This window comes from Rossellomorea aquimaris (genome assembly GCF_020172085.1).
Classification (GTDB): Bacteria; Bacillota; Bacilli; order Bacillales; family Bacillaceae_B; genus Rossellomorea; species Rossellomorea aquimaris_E.
Genome location: NZ_JAIVAT010000003.1, coordinates 1,234,174 through 1,249,973 on the forward strand (window position 1 = coordinate 1,234,174; position 15,800 = coordinate 1,249,973).

The following is a 15,800-nucleotide window of genomic DNA, read 5'->3' on the forward strand; positions in this document are numbered from 1 at the left end:
CATTTTTCTAATGCATTTGCATAAGAGAAGATGATTTCTTACATTCAAATATACATCATGGACTGGAGGGGGAAGAGGCAGCACAGATGAATATTCACTATTTTGTGTAACGGTTGGCATAACTAGAAGCCACGAAGGCATCCGGTTTGATTTTCGGTTCGACTCCCATTGCTTCCATTCTTGCGACCATTTCCTTTACAAACTTACGTGTTTTGTTCTGTTTCCCATTCCCGATATCAATATGGCCCTCCATTGTAAATGTAGCTCCAACATAAATATAAGGGAGGACTATATCAATTAATTGATTTTTTCTTTCCACAGTAAATAATGAAACGATTTCTTCAGATAAGGATAACTCATAGGAGATCCGCTCATGCAATTGCAGCATTCTCCTAGGGATTAATACTTTTCTTATGCATGCCCAGACACCGTTTCCTTCATTTAATATCACAATTCCAGTTATGAATGTGGTATGGGATTGATGAACTTGAGAATCAGTCCCCACCATTAATCGATAGTTCCCATTGGGCTCTGATTGCATGAACTTCACAATATGATCAAAAACCTGGTCAAATGACATCCCAATTTCCTGTAGATTTTGAAATAAGAAGTGATTATCTTTACAGTTTTTCATCTTGTCAAATCACAGCTTTCTTAACCAATTTGAAAACGTAAAATTTATTTTTTATATACTATGATAAGAATTTATTAAAGTGTAATGAAATAAATGCTGACGATTTATTTGTATATTTTACTTGGAGAACCATTCAAAATGTGGTGTTTTGGCATGAGCTCGTCTTTTCCAAGGGGCGGTCTGCATCTCGAAATGGCCAAGATAAACCCGAGGGTCGCATTTCTGACGCTGGTAACCGCACCGTTTCCGTCAAAATAATCGTCCAGAATCCATTTTTAAACCGGATATTGTGTAGAGCGAAATTAATATATTGCCTGTAAGATCAATTTCTGATAGATAGGGAGAAAGCTCTTCCAATGGGGTCGTAAAAACGGGATATTCAACATAGGATAGGAGCGTTCAACATATTATTAGACGCAAGAGAATAGACTTTTTACGAGGGGCATTATTCCATTCTAGAAAGATAAGGAGAGGGTGGTGAAAGGAATGATGGCAATGGATAATAAGGGAATCATTTCTACCCATCGTCGACTCGCCGTCATTGATACGGACTTTCCTTGGAAACAGAGCGGGTTCCGCTATTGGGAATTTATCGAAATCCTAAAGCAGCGGCCGGATACAATATTTTTTGCCACCAATGTAAGGCGAGAAGAGTTTCCTGTCCCGGTATATCCCTTTGAAGCCTTTGAAGAGATGGCAAAACAGAGTGGGATAACAGATGTTTATTGTGTGTTCCTGAATCTTGCAGGCAGCCTGCTTGGGAATACGACCTTACCAAGCGGATTATCTATTCTAGGCTCCAATCCTAGTTGGACTATATCTTCCTTTTTGAATGAGAAGGGCATTAAGTTGCACACGACTCTGTATCCAGGTGGTGGTTTGTCTCCTGATGTTTCTCCGCTATTTCTTAAACAGGTGAAAGAAGGATGCACCTGTATTTTCACCAACATTCAGGAGGTTCTGGATGAGATTCCAACCAGTATTTTTACCCCAGTAGCCATCAATACAGATTTCTATTCTTATAATAAGAAGCCCGCTAAAGATAAAATCATCATCACCTTTGCTGCACATAGGGGAGTACGTAAAGGGTTTCCTCTATTGGCAAACGTTTTTAATGAACTCGATGATTGCTTCTATCTAAATATTATCGGAGACTGGCAGAATCACCTTCATTTGTTAAAGAACGAGAATTATTCTTATTATGGACTTTTACCGCCGGAAGGGATGAAAAAGATCTATCAGCATACGCATTTATTCATTTATACAGGTACGCAGGATCGGTTCATCATTGACGGGTTCCCGGTTACGGCGGCTGTTGACGCGATGTCAACTGGATGCCTGTTGGTCTCTACAAATCAAAGGAATGACCGCTTGACCCTAGAGGACGGGGTGGACTACCTGGAGGTTGAGCCTATGACCTATTCCATCATTAATGCGTTGAACTGGGTAAAGGAACACTTTGAACTGGCAATGAAAATAGGCCAAAGAGGATCAGATTCCATTAGGAGACAATATGACTGTAAGAAAATCGTGAAGAAGAAACTCCATCATATCTTTCAATCGTAGTCTTCCTAGAAAGGAGAGCAAAAATGTCATTATATGCTACCCCTTTTAGACTGCCTGTCTGGAAATTGTAAAAAGTAACCAAGATGAAGGTGTTGGGAAAGTGATATTTCGGCTGAGTGAAAGTGTAATCGAGGAAAAGATTTCCAGGTCAGACGATCCACTGCAAACAAATTATCCTAAGCGCCCCCTACAAAGAGTATAGGTCATTGAAGAGATACTACAAGAATAATCTGTGCTTTTGTGTCATAACAAGGGAAGCATAAATTAAGGATTAAATGGTATTAGAAATATTCATTATAATAGTGGACTAATTTAATCATTAGAATATAAATTCAAAATTAAACAATAGGGGAAGATTCCTGACACAAGTGTCAGGAATTATGTGAAGAAGGGATTTGTTATAGTGGTAATTATTTTATAGGTTTACATAATGTAAATTATAGGAACCTAAATAAAATCCGCGTTTTCAGTCTCGTATCAAAAGTATACTATTAATAATGAGACAGAAGAAAAAATTTGAACGATCGTCAAATTACATATTACTTTACTGAACCTCACTTTAGTGTAAATATCAATCATGCCGTTCCATGGATTCTAATTTTGTCTGTTAAGTCGTGACTGATGGGTTCCGGTAAGTCACCATCTACATTAGTTTGCTATTTTCTGATTATTCTCCAGTTCTTTTTATTGTGGAATTTGAGTTCATTTAAAATATTTGATTCCGGTTTCATTTTTCATTTCATGCTGGATTTATTTTTCGTTTGATTAGTTTACATAATACCAAGCTGCTCATTCTTACTTTCTTCTGTTATTCTGTTTGATGCGAGCATTTGAACCATTCCATTTTGAATCGAAGTCTTCTCCCCCTACGCTATCTTCTATAAATGCCGTACAAAGAAAAAAGCATAAAGAGTCCATAAGGTCCTCACTATGCTTGTGCGTTATTTAATCAAATATTGTCTTGGAGTTCCGAAATACAGGGTCTGCTGATATTCAGGGAATATAGATTCAAAGCAAATGATGATCGGTGCATCAAGTAGCCATGGATAGTACGCATAAAAGCCTTTATCCCCGTTGACCATTGCAGCTAATGCAAGTGGTAGCTCCTTCTTGAATATCATAAAGCGGACATTGGAAAGTTGTTGATCGAATTCCCCTCCGCTAATATATACTGTTCCTGAGAGCGTATATTGACCTAGATTCCGTTTCCATTCTCCCAATACTTCGTCCCTCATGGTCATATTAATCTTCCCTGAGTCAAAGTGGCAGCCGATACTTAAAAAAAGTTCGCCAGTCGTATCACAATGGGTTAATGTGTATTTCCTGTTATCGATTGGGTTGAAAATGGATGCAGGAGGTACATATTGAACAGCTAGGTTTTCCGGCTTAAATTCACTCATGTGTATGCCTCCTTCACAAAAATGGGCTTACAACAGAGTATGACGATAGCCTATAATCGGTTCCTAGCTCTCCCTCCACTTTATTTTAATCAACTTCCATTTGCCGTCTTCATAATACCAATAGGATGTGGCCGTTCCGATACCATCCGCATGGTAGGCTCCGCTAATTTGCTGGTAACCCTTCAAGCCTTTCCCTGATTTACCGAAGATCCGGGCTGGTTCGAAAAAGGCATATGGACCAACCATTAATTCCATTGGTTCATTTAATTTGCCTTCTGTGTAAATGCCTAATCTTTCATAATCCTCTTTACGGTCACTTAAGTCTATCGTGTAAGATTGATTTGTGTCTACAAACGTAATGGATGCCTTGTACTGATCCTCAAACTGGGCTGTAATCGTAAGGGGATCTGGTAAGCCTATATCAACCAGTTTATTGTCTGCCAATGTATGGAGAGACATGGAGTAAAGTCCACCGCTTCCTCCCGTTGCTGAAGAATACAGCATATCTTTAATACCATCATGATTTAAATCAACGAATTGAATTTTTGGTTCGTAGCCGCCCTCATAGTCAATCCGGATGTCACTTCCTTTGGACGTTTTGATGTCTGCCCAGATTTGTTTAAGGAACAAGGCGTCAGGAGAAAACGGAATCGCCTTGAGTGTGATTGTGTCCTTTTTACCATCGCCTGTTACATCCTTCTTATATACCGCTACGGTCATTTCATTCACCGGCTGATTTTCAGGGGGTTCGGCTGAAAAGTTCCCAGCAATGGCGTGGAGCGACATAACAAAGAAAGCACCGAATGCAAATAGTAATTCTTTTCTCATGATTCTCTCTCCTTGTTTGAAAATGATTCAATAGTATTCTCACCAGAAAAGGAAATTCTATGTAATCATCCCTATATAATTTTTCAAGTAATTCCGTAGCAAAGCATTTTTAAGGAATGTATAAAAGGACCAACCTGATAGGCTGGTCCCTTCTTTCTTTATTGTTTTCTAGTTTCAGGTTTAGCTTCCCAGCTTTCGATTCCTTTCAATCCATCGATCGTGTTTGAATAGAAAACGGGATCTTTCCCCTGCCTTTTTTGTTCTCTGTAATCCTTTAATGCTGCCAATGCAATCTTGGCAAGTAACGTAATCGCTATAAGGTTGATGATCGCCATCAGACCCATGAATAGATCTGCCAGGCTCCATACGATATCAAGCTTTACAACCGCTCCGAATATCACCATTCCTAGAACGGCAATACGGTAAATGAACAGGGATACCGGACTGTATTTTATAAACTCGATATTTGTTTCCCCATAATAATAGTTTCCGATGATCGAACTGAAAGCGAACAAGAATATGGCGACAGCGACAAAGGTGTCAGCCCAAGATCCCACATGGAAGCTCAATGCTGCCTGAGTCAATTGAATTCCGTCAATTCCACTCGTATATTGATCGGATAAAATGATCATGAAGGCTGTTGCCGTACAGATCAGTAACGTATCGGTGAAAACGCCGAGTGTTTGAATAAGACCCTGTTTAACCGGGTGTGTAACACCAGCGGATGCAGCTGCGTTCGGTGCACTACCCATACCGGCTTCATTCGAGAATAAACCACGTTTGATCCCCATCATGATGGCTGCTCCGACTCCGCCGCTTGCTACTTCCCGGATACCGAATGCATTCTCAAAAATGACGACGAACATATTAGGAAGCATCGTAATATTCGTGATGAGAATGTAGAATGCAAGAATCAGATAAAGGACCGCCATGATCGGTACCACGATCTGAGTGACACTGGCGATACGTTTGACGCCACCGAATACGACTAGGGCTGTCAATGCAGCTAGAATGATCCCTACAGTCAGTCGATTGAATGAGTATGCTTCTTCCATAGCAAGTGAGATGGTATTGGATTGTACTGAATTAAAGACAAGACCAAAACAGAAAGTGATGATGACGGCGAAAAGGATTCCCATCCAACGGGCATTTAATCCTTTTTCCATGTAATAAGCGGGGCCACCGCGATATCCATCTTCACCGTCTTTCACTTTGTAGATTTGAGCAAGAGTACTTTCTACGAAGCTTGTTGCTCCGCCAAGTAAAGCGATGAGCCACATCCAGAATACTGCGCCTGGCCCTCCGCCTGCAATCGCAGTTGCTACTCCTGCAAGGTTACCGGTACCTACACGTGAAGCCGTACTGATTGTGAAAGCTTGGAAAGAAGAAATGCCCCGCTTTCCCTCAGCAGAAATCGTCGTTTTATCTGTTAATAATCTGCCCATTTCACCTAAATAACGGAATTGAGCAAACCTTGTGCGTAATGAAAAGTATAATCCTAGTCCGATCAATGCAACGATGAGTATGTAAGACCACATATAATCATTCAGGATACCTACTATACTTGTTAATAAATCCATTAATGTTCCCCCCAGTTGTTAAAGTTTATGACAAAAATTGTATGAACCTATGTATGTTTACCCATTCTGACACTGTTATAATCTATCAAAAATAAGATCTTCCATCAACTGAAAAATTCATATTGTTGAAAGAATATTAATTGTTGTACAATATCATTCCGTTATTGTACAACAATTACGAATGAATATGCACGATATATTCATTCGAGGAATGTTGAAATAGAAAAAACGACCAGAAAATATCCTGGTCGTTTTTTTGGAAAGCTATTCTTTTGTATCAGGTACTGGAGACTCTGCCCATGTTTCACATACTGAACCGCTATCCCCTTCATCGATGACGAAGGATCCATTTGAGTAGCGGTCATTTGGCCTAAGGTCTGAGACAATTACCTCTTCTGACTTGCCTTTTGTCGTAATCAGTCCCACTTTGTCCGGGTCTTTTACAACTTCTATGCTGACTACCCGATGGGGATTGGATTTTAATTCCCTCAGCATGATGACTCCGCGTTTGGCACGGGATGTCTTCTCGAATTCCGCTAACTTCATTTTCTTCACGGCACCCCGTTGGGTAGCTAAGAATATGAAATCCTTTGCCGGTTCTTTCACGATCTTGCCGGATACAACAAAATCGTCTTCCTTTAGGTTGATCCCTTTCACGCCTGCTGCCCTTGGGCCCACAATGTTTACATCTTCTTCTGAGAACCAAAGTCCGTAGCTTAAATGTGTGGCGATGAATACATCGTGTGTTCCATCTGTTAAGTGAACATCCACCAGCTCATCTTCACCTTTTAGATTGATTCCCACAAGTGGGCGTGAGTATCGTTGTGCTTTGTATTGAGGAAGCTCGGACCGCTTGATCATCCCGTTTTTCGTCACAAAGAGTAAATAATGTGCCGGATCAAACTCCTTGATCGGAATGGCTTTAAGCACTTGTTCATCCCGGTCGATCGGTACGATGTTCCCCACATGCTGACCAAGATCCTTCCAACGGATATCAGGAAGCTCATGGACCGGACAATAGATGTAGTTCCCTTTGTTTGTAAAGACAAGAAGGACATCTGTTGTGTTCATCTCGAATTGTCCAAGCAGCCTGTCTGTTTCTTTCATGGCGAGATCCTGGCCATTTGAGGCAGAATAAGAACGAAGGCTTGTCCGTTTCATGTATCCATCACGGGTAACGGTTACCATCACATCTTCACTGGCAATCAGAACTTCCAGGTTAATCTTTATTTCTTCGATTTTATCTTCAATGCGGGTTCGTCTCTCATCAGCGAATTGCTTTTTGATCGCTTTTAATTCTTTCTTGATGACACTGTAAAGCTTGCTTTCGCTTTCTAAAATCGCCGTCAATTCTGCAATCGTTTTCGCTAATTCTTCACCTTCGGCCTCGAGTGCTGTGATATCCGTATTAGTTAATCGGTATAGCTGTAAGCTGACGATCGCTTCTGACTGGGCTTCGGTGAATTGAAATTTCTGAATGAGATTGTCTTTAGCATCGCGCTTATCTTTTGAAGCACGGATAGTAGCAATCACCTGATCTAAAATGGAAAGTGCTTTAATCAAGCCATCAACGATATGCTGTCGATCCTTCGCTTTATTCAAGTCGTGTTTTGTCCTGTTGGTTACCACTTCTTTTTGGTGCTCGATGTAGGCATCCAATAGTTCCCGGAGCCCCATCAGTTTAGGGCGACGGTTATGTATAGCGACCATATTGAAGTTGTAGGCGATCTGAAGGTCACTATTTTTGTATAAATAGTTTAACACGCCGTTTGCATCCGCATCCTTCTTTAACTCAATGACGATACGCATTCCATCACGATCCGTTTCATCACGGACTTCTGCGATTCCTTCCACTTTTCGATCAACACGGAATTCATCCATTTTTTTGACGAGATTCGCTTTATTAATTTCATAAGGTATTTCCGTTATGACAATTTGTTGTTTGCTTCCGCGTATATTTTCAATATCTGCTTTACCCCGCACAACGACTTTCCCTTTTCCGGTTTCATAGGCTTTCTTTATGCCATCGACCCCTTGGATGATACCCCCGGTTGGAAAGTCGGGTCCTTTTAGTACCGTCATAAGATCATCGACTGTACTATAAGGCTTATCCATACGCATGATGGCAGCATCAATGACTTCACCGAGGTGATGTGGTGGAATGTCGGTTGCGTACCCGGCCGATATACCGGTAGAACCGTTGACTAAAAGGTTCGGGAACCGAGAGGGTAAGACTGTCGGCTCGCTTGATGTATCATCGAAATTCGGGACAAACTCCACGGTTTTTTTATCAATATCCCTAAGAAGCTCCATTGAAATGGCAGAAAGACGTGCCTCAGTATAACGCATGGCAGCAGGAGGGTCACCATCGACGCTACCGTTGTTACCATGCATTTCAACAAGGAAGTTACGTACCTTCCATGTTTGACTCATCCTAACCATGGCATCATACACGGATGTATCACCATGTGGATGATAGTTACCGATAACATTACCAACGGTTTTAGCCGATTTTCTGAAGCCTTTCTCCTGGGTGTTTCCATCAACATACATGGCGTAAAGAATGCGTCGTTGTACTGGTTTTAACCCGTCGCGTGCATCCGGTAATGCACGCTCCTGAATGATGTATTTACTATAACGGCCAAATCGGTCGCCAAGCACCTCTTCCAGAGGTAAATCCTGATATCTTTCTACAGTTGTCATCTATTACCCCTCCTCTGGCACCGTAATGTTTTCATTTTCCAGAATGCTTCCGTCTTCTTCTAAACCAAAAGCTACATTACTTTCAATCCATTTACGGCGCGGTTCTACTTTGTCACCCATGAGTGTGGTGACACGTCGTTCGGCGCGAGCGGCATCATCAATGCGAACTCGGATCAACGCGCGTGTTTCAGGATCCATCGTCGTTTCCCAAAGCTGGTCAGCGTTCATTTCCCCAAGACCTTTATAGCGCTGGATCATATAGCCTTTTCCAACTTTGGAGATGGCCCCTTGAAGCTCATCATCCGTCCATGCATATTCAAGTTTTTCCTTTTTGCCTGTACCTTTACTTACTTTGTACAGCGGGGGAAGTGCAATATACACTTTTCCTGCTTCTAATAATGGTTTCATATAGCGGTAGAAGAAGGTCAACAGGAGAACCTGTATGTGAGCTCCGTCTGTATCGGCATCGGTCATAATGACAATCTTGTCATAATTGATGTCGTCAACATTGAATTCTGGTCCTACACCGCCTCCGATAGCATGAATGATCGTATTGATTTCCTCGTTTTTAAAGATATCCTGCAGCTTTGCCTTTTCCGTGTTGATGACTTTCCCCCGCAGAGGAAGGATCGCCTGAAATTTACGGTCTCGGCCTTGTTTGGCAGACCCACCTGCTGAATCACCCTCCACTAGATAAAGTTCATTACGTTGTGGATTTCTCGATTGTGCTGGTGTTAATTTCCCTGATAGAACGGTTTCTGAACGCTTTCGTTTCTTTCCGTTCCGGGCATCCTCTCTTGCTTTACGGGCCGCCTCACGTGCCTGAGCCGCTTTAATGGATTTTTTGATAAGAAGGGAGCTTGTATCCGGATTCTCTTCTAAGAAATAGAGTAGATGCTCCGATACGACAGCATCGACAGCGGATCGTGCCTCACTGGTCCCGAGTTTGCCTTTTGTTTGACCCTCGAACTGCAAGAGATGTTCCGGGATCCGGACAGATACGATACTTGCCAATCCTTCCCGGATATCGGTACCTTCCAAGTTTTTGTCTCGATCTTTCAGTATGCCTGCTTTCCGTGCATACTCATTAAAGACTCGGGTCATGGCTGTCTTTGCTCCCGCTTCATGGGTGCCTCCGTCTTTCGTCCGTACGTTATTGACAAAGGAAAGTATATTTTCAGAGAACCCGTCATTGAATTGAAAGGCGAATTCCACTTCGATATCGTGATGATTTCCTTCGAAGAAAGCTACGTTATGAAGCGCATCTTTTTCTTCATTCAGATATTGAACGAATGCCTGAATCCCGCTTTCGAAATGAAAGACTTCTTTCAGGTCATGTCGGTCATCGATGATTTCAATTTTTAACCCTTTTAGGAGGAATGCAGATTCCCTTAGGCGTTCACAGAGCGTTTCATAATTATATGTAACGGTACTGAAGATACTTGCATCTGGTTTAAAATGGATACAAGTACCGGATTTTTTTGTTTTGCCAATCTTCTCAAGGGTAGTTTCTGGCTTACCCCCATTAGAGAAACGCTGCTCATATTTGATACCGTCCCGTTCAATCGTAACGACAAGCCATTCAGACAAGGCGTTTACAACCGAGGCTCCGACACCATGGAGGCCTCCACTTGTCTTATATCCCCCTTGACCGAATTTCCCCCCTGCATGAAGAACGGTCAAGATGACTTCAGGAGTCGGCTTGCCAAGCTTATGCATACCGGTCGGCATTCCCCGCCCTTTATCTTGGACTGAGATGCTATTATCTTTATGTATCGTAACAATAATCTCATTCCCGAAGCCTGCTAATGCTTCATCGACTGAGTTATCGACAATTTCGTATACTAAGTGATGCAATCCTCTTGAATCGGTAGAGCCTATATACATCCCGGGTCTCTTACGAACGGCTTCTAAGCCTTCTAATACTTGAATGGCATCATCATTGTAATCCATGGTCTTATTCTGGTTGGCCACGAACATTCCCCTTTCAAAACTTCTCTAACCTATTGAATGTTAGTTCTTGTAAGCTATTATTGGTTATGTATCTATTAACTATAACACAAGAACGTTTGTTCGTTTACCTATATTCTTTATTTCCTGAGGTAAACCACTATTGCTTATTGTAGCGTTTTATTTGATTTTCGCAAATGATATTTCCGTGAACGGATCGAATGAACCTTTGTTTTGCCCGGTTTATGCCCGTTGCTTTTCCGATAAAAAAACAAGCGGTAAGAGCCGCTTGTTACGAGTGAGATTTATTTGGTTAAAGCATGTTCAACCTTAATACAGCGATCCATTATGACTGTATACCCACGTTCTTTTAAAAAGCGATAAGCGTCTTCATTCACTACACCCAGCTGAGCCCAAAATACGTTTGAATCGATTTGATCGAATTCTTCCGCTATTTGTGGAAGGAATTCCGATCGGCGGAATACATTGACAATATCTATAGGTCCATCAATCTCTAGGAGTGATGATACTGCTTTTATTCCAAGTACCGAGTCAATTTTAGGATTTACAGGAATGATCTCATAACCCTGATCCTGCATTGCTTTAGATACCATATAAGACGTTCGTTCAGGGTTATCACTTAAACCAATCACTGCTATCCGTTTTGAAGCTTTGAGAATATTTCCAATTTCTGTTCTTGATGGATTTTCCATAGGGTGATTATCACTCCTTCGTTGATAGCAGCCACAACATTGTGACCTGCTTCATAAGTCCTATTCTTCTTTTATATCATATTTCCCTCTAATTTTTCAAAATTTTATAAAATTATCTAGATGAAAAGGAAGTGTCAGGGTGGGACTAAAGGGGTTATTTCCCTTCATTCCACTCCTGACACATCTATGGTCAATCCTATCCTATTTTTCAATTAGTCCTTTTGAAATGAGGAAGTCTCGCGCTACGTCCTTAGGATCTTCTTTATCCATATCCACTTTCGCATTCAACTCGCTCATTTCTTTCTCCGAAATCTTCCCTGCCAGTTCATTCAACACTTTCTCTACTTCAGGGTGTTCTTTCAACACTTCTTGACGAATGATTGGTGCAGCATCATATGGAGGAAAGAATCCTTTATCGTCCTTTGTCGTTTTTAATTTGTACCGTTGGATCCGCCCATCGGTCGTAAAGGCAGGAATGATGTCAACATCTCCATTTTTGACCGCTTCATACATAATATTCGGGTCAAAACTTTCCTTTTCTTTGAATTGGAACCCATACGCTTCAGAGAATGCATCGTATCCGTCCCCTTCACGTTCATAGAACTGGTGAGGTGCACCGAAGCTCAAATCTTTTGAAAGAGGGACAATGTCTGAGAATGTTTTGGCATCAAAGTCCTGATCAGCTGTGTATGCAAGGGTATACGTATTCTCAAAGCCTAATGGCTTTAACCAGGTCACATTGAACTTTTTTTCGTACCCTTTACGGACCTGTGTAAGGATTTCATCCGCTGATGCGCCTTTCTTTGCCTGTTCTTTCAGTACCGCTTCTAAGCCGGTGCCGGTATACTCCACGTACACATCGATGTCGCCTTTTTCAAGGGCGGGTGTAAGGATCGAAACTTCTCCGAGTCCTTCCTCCACTTTTACATCAAGGTCGGTTTTTTCTTTGAGAAGTTCAGCCATCATTTGTGTTAGGATGAATTGCTCTGTCCACATCTTACCTGAAACAGTGATGGTATCTTTTCCCCCTCCATTTCCGCAACCTGCAATCACTACTGATAATATGGTGATGAATATGAATCCTTGTAATTTCTTCTTCATTCGTACTCTCCTTTGGATATGGATTATTTTCTTGCTTTTAAGCCTTTAGGTGTGGTCATTCTTTCAAGAAGCTTTAATACAAAATCAAAACTCAACGCAAGTAAGGCCGCGGGAATGGCTCCTGCGAGGACTAGTGCATTATTCCACGTGGAAAGTCCTCTATAAATAAGGTCCCCAAGTCCACCTGCCCCTACGAATGTCGCAAGTGTGGCAACGCCTACAGTAAGGACGGTAGCGGTCCTGATCCCAGCCATGATAAACGGAAGGGCAAGCGGGAGCTCCACCTTGAATAACAGCTGTGAGTTGGTCATCCCCATGCCCCTTCCTGCCTCAATGACCCCTTCATCCACTCCGATGATGCCTGTATAGGTGTTCCTGAGGATCGGCAGAAGAGCATACACAGTCAGTGCGATGATGGCTGTAACACTTCCTGTGCTGAAAATAGGAATGAGGAATCCGAACAGGGCCAAACTTGGTATCGTTTGAAAAACAGCAGTGATTCCGATGAAAAATTCTGCCGTCTGTTTTTTACGTGAAATATAAATACCGAGTGGCAGAGATATCGCAATGGCGATGAAAATCGATACAAAGGATAAAAATAGATGTTCCAATAACCCCGTTAAAATCGCATCGGAGCGGTTTGTGATGGTATGGATGAAAAGGATTGAGAATGCATTCATAGTGTGTTCTCCTCCCTATACCCTTCTGAGGCTACTGTACGAAGGATGTCACTGGATGAGATAATCCCGATTTTCCTGTCGTCTTTCATTACCATCAGATAAGGCTTTCCAGTTGTCAGAAGTAAACTTGCTGCTTCTTTGATAGATGAATCAAACGGTATCAATGAATATTCCTCTTCTTCAAGCATCATGTGAAACCCATCCCCATCGTCCCTCATAATGTTCATTACTTGCTTATGGGTCTGATGGTCCTTCAGTCGGTTTTCGCCAATGAATGCCCTAACGAATTCATTGGCAGGATCCATCAATAGTTCTCTGGGTGTTGCCATCTGTTCGATTTCACCGTCCCGCATGACAGCAATCTCATCCGCTATCTTTAACGCTTCATCAATATCGTGAGTGACAAACACAATCGTTTTATGTATGGTATTTTGGATGCTTTTCAGTTCATCCTGCAGCTGCTCCCTGCTAATCGGGTCCAGGGCGCTGAATGGTTCATCCATCAAGATGATCGGTGGTTCCGCTGCAAGGGCGCGTATGACGCCAACACGCTGCTGCTGTCCGCCGCTCAGTTCAAGGGGGTACCTTTTCTTATATATGTCTGGTTCCAAACCAACAAGATTAAGCAGCTCGTCCACACGACCTTCATACTCTTCCTTTTTCCACCCTTTTAGACGGGGTATGAGACTGATGTTTTCTTCAATCGTCATATGTGGGAGAAGTCCGATGCGCTGTATCACATAACCTATGTTTCTTCTGAGTTCCACTTCATCCGTATCTGAAATGTCTTTCCCGTCAATAAGAATCTTTCCCCCTGAAGGAGCAATAAGTTTATTGATCATCTTCATTGTCGTCGTTTTACCGCATCCGCTCGGACCAATCAAGGCAACTAGCTTTCCTTTGGGAATCGTTAAGTTGATTCCCTTAATGGCTTTCGTACCATCTTCGTAGACCTTTGTGACATTTTGAAATTCAATCATTTTTCCACCTGCTTTATGAACTGAGAAATTTTCCTAAACATAGAAGGGATACCCTCATTATACAAAAGGTAAACATGTTGTAAATGAATCTGCATTTGTATGATATAGTCTGTGATGAATGTGAAGTAGGCATACAGCATACGAATAAAAGATTTCTTTAACTGCAGAAAAAAACCAGCAAAGCATTCTTTGCTGGTTACGTTCTATGTTTCTTCAGTATAAACTGTTCTACTAAGATGCCCGTGATAGTACCCAGTATCAATCCGTTATTCAATATGGATGCAATGACGACAGGCATTTCCTTGAAGGCAGTGGCCGGAACAAACATCGCCCCCACTCCCACAATCAGTGAGATACCTGCAACAAAATGAATTCTTTCTACGTCTTCTTCTTTTCGATATTCAGAAAGGGCAAGTCCGACCATCTTGATGAAGATGACTGTTGTTACTGCATATCCAACAGGAGAAGGAAGACTGGCGAATATGTTCATGATCTTAGGGATCAAGCTGATAACCATGATGATTCCGCTGCCAATGATAAATGGAATGATCGAATACATTTTTGTTGCAGCAACAAATCCGGCAGAACCTGAAATAGGAACAGACCCAATGGCAGAAAACACTCCTCCTAATAACTGATTAAGACCTGAAGCAAATCCGCTCTTTGTATATCGTTCATAAGTAGGCTGGCCTTTCGCTTTCAACAATTCTTCCATCACCCGGATGGAAGCGATCATATTGGTGGTCAAGAGGAACGTGATGAATACTGAGGTCACGATGACTCCAGTATCAAATACGGGTGCTCCGAAAACAAAGACATGGGGTAAAGAAAACCAGCTGTCTGAAACAGAGGCACTCTTACCAAGTCCCATTATGATAAAGATAAGCCATCCCGTAATCATGGCAAGAATGATCGAATATTGTTGAATCCATTTCCGCTTGTGATTGGAAAAGTATAAAGCAGCCAGGATAGTGAGAACACTTCCGAGGAGGATGAGCGGCTCCATGGATTGCCCTTCATGCTGGATTCCGAACATCCCTTTGATAAAAGACCCGCTTAATTGCAATATCAACAGCATCAGATAAACGAATGTAATCGCCGGAGTAAATAAGGAAGATAGCTTCTTTAAAAGCCCTGTGGCAGAAAGAATGAAGAATATCACTCCACTGACGATCATCCCTCCCTGAAGAACGGATAGTACTTCTTTATGACTGCTATAAAGAGTCCCCGCAAATCCTGCATAAATGGCAAATACTCCCCACCACAATCCGGCAGGTCCTTCGTTGATCGGCAGTTTATGCCCAAATAGAGCCTGAATGAGGCTCGCTGCCCCTAAAACGAATATCGTCCGCTGAATAAATCCAGCAGTATCCGCCGTTGACAGCTGAAATAAGTCCGCAATCGCAATGGGGGCAGCGATTGATCCCGCCACCATAAAGGCGACCCATTGGAGAGCTGATAAAACGATTTGCATGTATGTACACCTTCATTTCAACAATATAAAGTGTGTCCATTTTAACATACTTCCGTTCATTAGATGATGGTCAGTAAGGAATTTTATGTAATGTTATCTAGTTTTAAGAACAGGTACTAATTATTTCTCTTAATTTCTCCCCTTTAAAGGGAAAACATGTTAAAATAAGAGCGGAATAGTTATTTTCAAAG

General features: G+C 41.9%; 12 protein-coding genes. 1 reads left to right on the forward strand and 11 read right to left on the reverse strand.

All coding sequences use genetic code 11. From position 1 onward, the window contains the following. Nucleotides 1-97: 97 nt before the first annotated feature. On the reverse strand, nt 98-634 hold the full coding sequence (locus LCL96_RS07170) for a ribonuclease H-like YkuK family protein (protein ID WP_224940727.1): 537 nt from the start codon (nt 632-634) through the stop codon (nt 98-100). Between the two features lie 486 nt (nt 635-1,120). Here LCL96_RS07170 and LCL96_RS07175 point away from each other — a divergent pair, with 486 nt between their 5' ends. Further along, a complete protein-coding gene (locus LCL96_RS07175; RefSeq protein WP_224940728.1) occupies nt 1,121-2,200 on the forward strand; it encodes a glycosyltransferase in 1,080 nt (359 codons plus the stop codon). A gap of 941 nt (nt 2,201-3,141) precedes the next feature. On the opposite strand, the gene LCL96_RS07180 is transcribed toward LCL96_RS07175, so the two are convergent. From LCL96_RS07180 to LCL96_RS07225, 10 genes are all read right to left on the reverse strand, one after another. Continuing rightward, a complete protein-coding gene (locus LCL96_RS07180; RefSeq protein WP_224940729.1) occupies nt 3,142-3,600 on the reverse strand; it encodes a staygreen family protein in 459 nt (152 codons plus the stop codon). 63 nt (nt 3,601-3,663) lie between these two features. Next, the gene (locus LCL96_RS07185) at nt 3,664-4,428 is read right to left on the reverse strand and encodes a hypothetical protein (RefSeq protein WP_224940730.1); all 765 of its coding nucleotides are present in this window, start codon (nt 4,426-4,428) and stop codon (nt 3,664-3,666) included. 158 nt (nt 4,429-4,586) lie between these two features. Further along, complete coding sequence (locus LCL96_RS07190; protein WP_224940731.1) at nt 4,587-6,008, reverse strand: alanine/glycine:cation symporter family protein; 1,422 nt, start codon at nt 6,006-6,008, stop codon at nt 4,587-4,589. 264 nt (nt 6,009-6,272) lie between these two features. Next, nucleotides 6,273-8,711: a DNA topoisomerase IV subunit A gene (gene parC, locus LCL96_RS07195; RefSeq protein ID WP_224940732.1), complete on the reverse strand. Its 2,439-nt coding sequence runs from the start codon at nt 8,709-8,711 to the stop codon at nt 6,273-6,275. Nucleotides 8,712-8,714: 3 nt separating this feature from the next. Further along, entirely contained in the window at nt 8,715-10,685 is a 1,971-nt protein-coding gene (gene parE, locus LCL96_RS07200) for a DNA topoisomerase IV subunit B (protein WP_318246402.1), read from the reverse strand. Between the two features lie 281 nt (nt 10,686-10,966). Next, a complete protein-coding gene (locus tag LCL96_RS07205; RefSeq protein ID WP_224940734.1) occupies nt 10,967-11,374 on the reverse strand; it encodes a CoA-binding protein in 408 nt (135 codons plus the stop codon). Nucleotides 11,375-11,575: 201 nt separating this feature from the next. Further along, on the reverse strand, nt 11,576-12,475 hold the full coding sequence (locus LCL96_RS07210) for a glycine betaine ABC transporter substrate-binding protein (RefSeq protein ID WP_224940735.1): 900 nt from the start codon (nt 12,473-12,475) through the stop codon (nt 11,576-11,578). A 23-nt stretch (nt 12,476-12,498) separates the two neighbouring features. After that, the gene (locus tag LCL96_RS07215; RefSeq protein ID WP_224940736.1) at nt 12,499-13,155 is read right to left on the reverse strand and encodes an ABC transporter permease; all 657 of its coding nucleotides are present in this window, start codon (nt 13,153-13,155) and stop codon (nt 12,499-12,501) included. After that, complete coding sequence (locus LCL96_RS07220) at nt 13,152-14,135, reverse strand: ABC transporter ATP-binding protein (protein WP_224940737.1); 984 nt, start codon at nt 14,133-14,135, stop codon at nt 13,152-13,154. The genes LCL96_RS07215 and LCL96_RS07220 overlap by 4 nt, the downstream gene beginning before the upstream one ends. A gap of 196 nt (nt 14,136-14,331) precedes the next feature. Further along, nucleotides 14,332-15,609, reverse strand: a complete 1,278-nt coding sequence (locus tag LCL96_RS07225; RefSeq protein WP_224940738.1) for a purine/pyrimidine permease — start codon at nt 15,607-15,609, stop codon at nt 14,332-14,334. Nucleotides 15,610-15,800 lie beyond the last annotated feature (191 nt).

Excerpts from the sequence above, each read along its gene's own strand:
- LCL96_RS07170 (WP_224940727.1), bottom strand. The coding sequence starts at position 634 with ATGAAAAACTGTAAAGATAATCACTTCTTATTTCAAAATCTACAGGAA.
- LCL96_RS07175 (WP_224940728.1), top strand. The coding sequence starts at position 1,121 with ATGATGGCAATGGATAATAAGGGAATCATTTCTACCCATCGTCGACTC.
- LCL96_RS07180 (WP_224940729.1), bottom strand. The coding sequence starts at position 3,600 with ATGAGTGAATTTAAGCCGGAAAACCTAGCTGTTCAATATGTACCTCCT.
- LCL96_RS07185 (WP_224940730.1), bottom strand. The coding sequence starts at position 4,428 with ATGAGAAAAGAATTACTATTTGCATTCGGTGCTTTCTTTGTTATGTCG.
- LCL96_RS07190 (WP_224940731.1), bottom strand. The coding sequence starts at position 6,008 with ATGGATTTATTAACAAGTATAGTAGGTATCCTGAATGATTATATGTGG.
- parC (WP_224940732.1), bottom strand. The coding sequence starts at position 8,711 with ATGACAACTGTAGAAAGATATCAGGATTTACCTCTGGAAGAGGTGCTT.
- LCL96_RS07205 (WP_224940734.1), bottom strand. The coding sequence starts at position 11,374 with ATGGAAAATCCATCAAGAACAGAAATTGGAAATATTCTCAAAGCTTCA.
- LCL96_RS07210 (WP_224940735.1), bottom strand. The coding sequence starts at position 12,475 with ATGAAGAAGAAATTACAAGGATTCATATTCATCACCATATTATCAGTA.
- LCL96_RS07215 (WP_224940736.1), bottom strand. The coding sequence starts at position 13,155 with ATGAATGCATTCTCAATCCTTTTCATCCATACCATCACAAACCGCTCC.
- LCL96_RS07220 (WP_224940737.1), bottom strand. The coding sequence starts at position 14,135 with ATGATTGAATTTCAAAATGTCACAAAGGTCTACGAAGATGGTACGAAA.
- LCL96_RS07225 (WP_224940738.1), bottom strand. The coding sequence starts at position 15,609 with ATGCAAATCGTTTTATCAGCTCTCCAATGGGTCGCCTTTATGGTGGCG.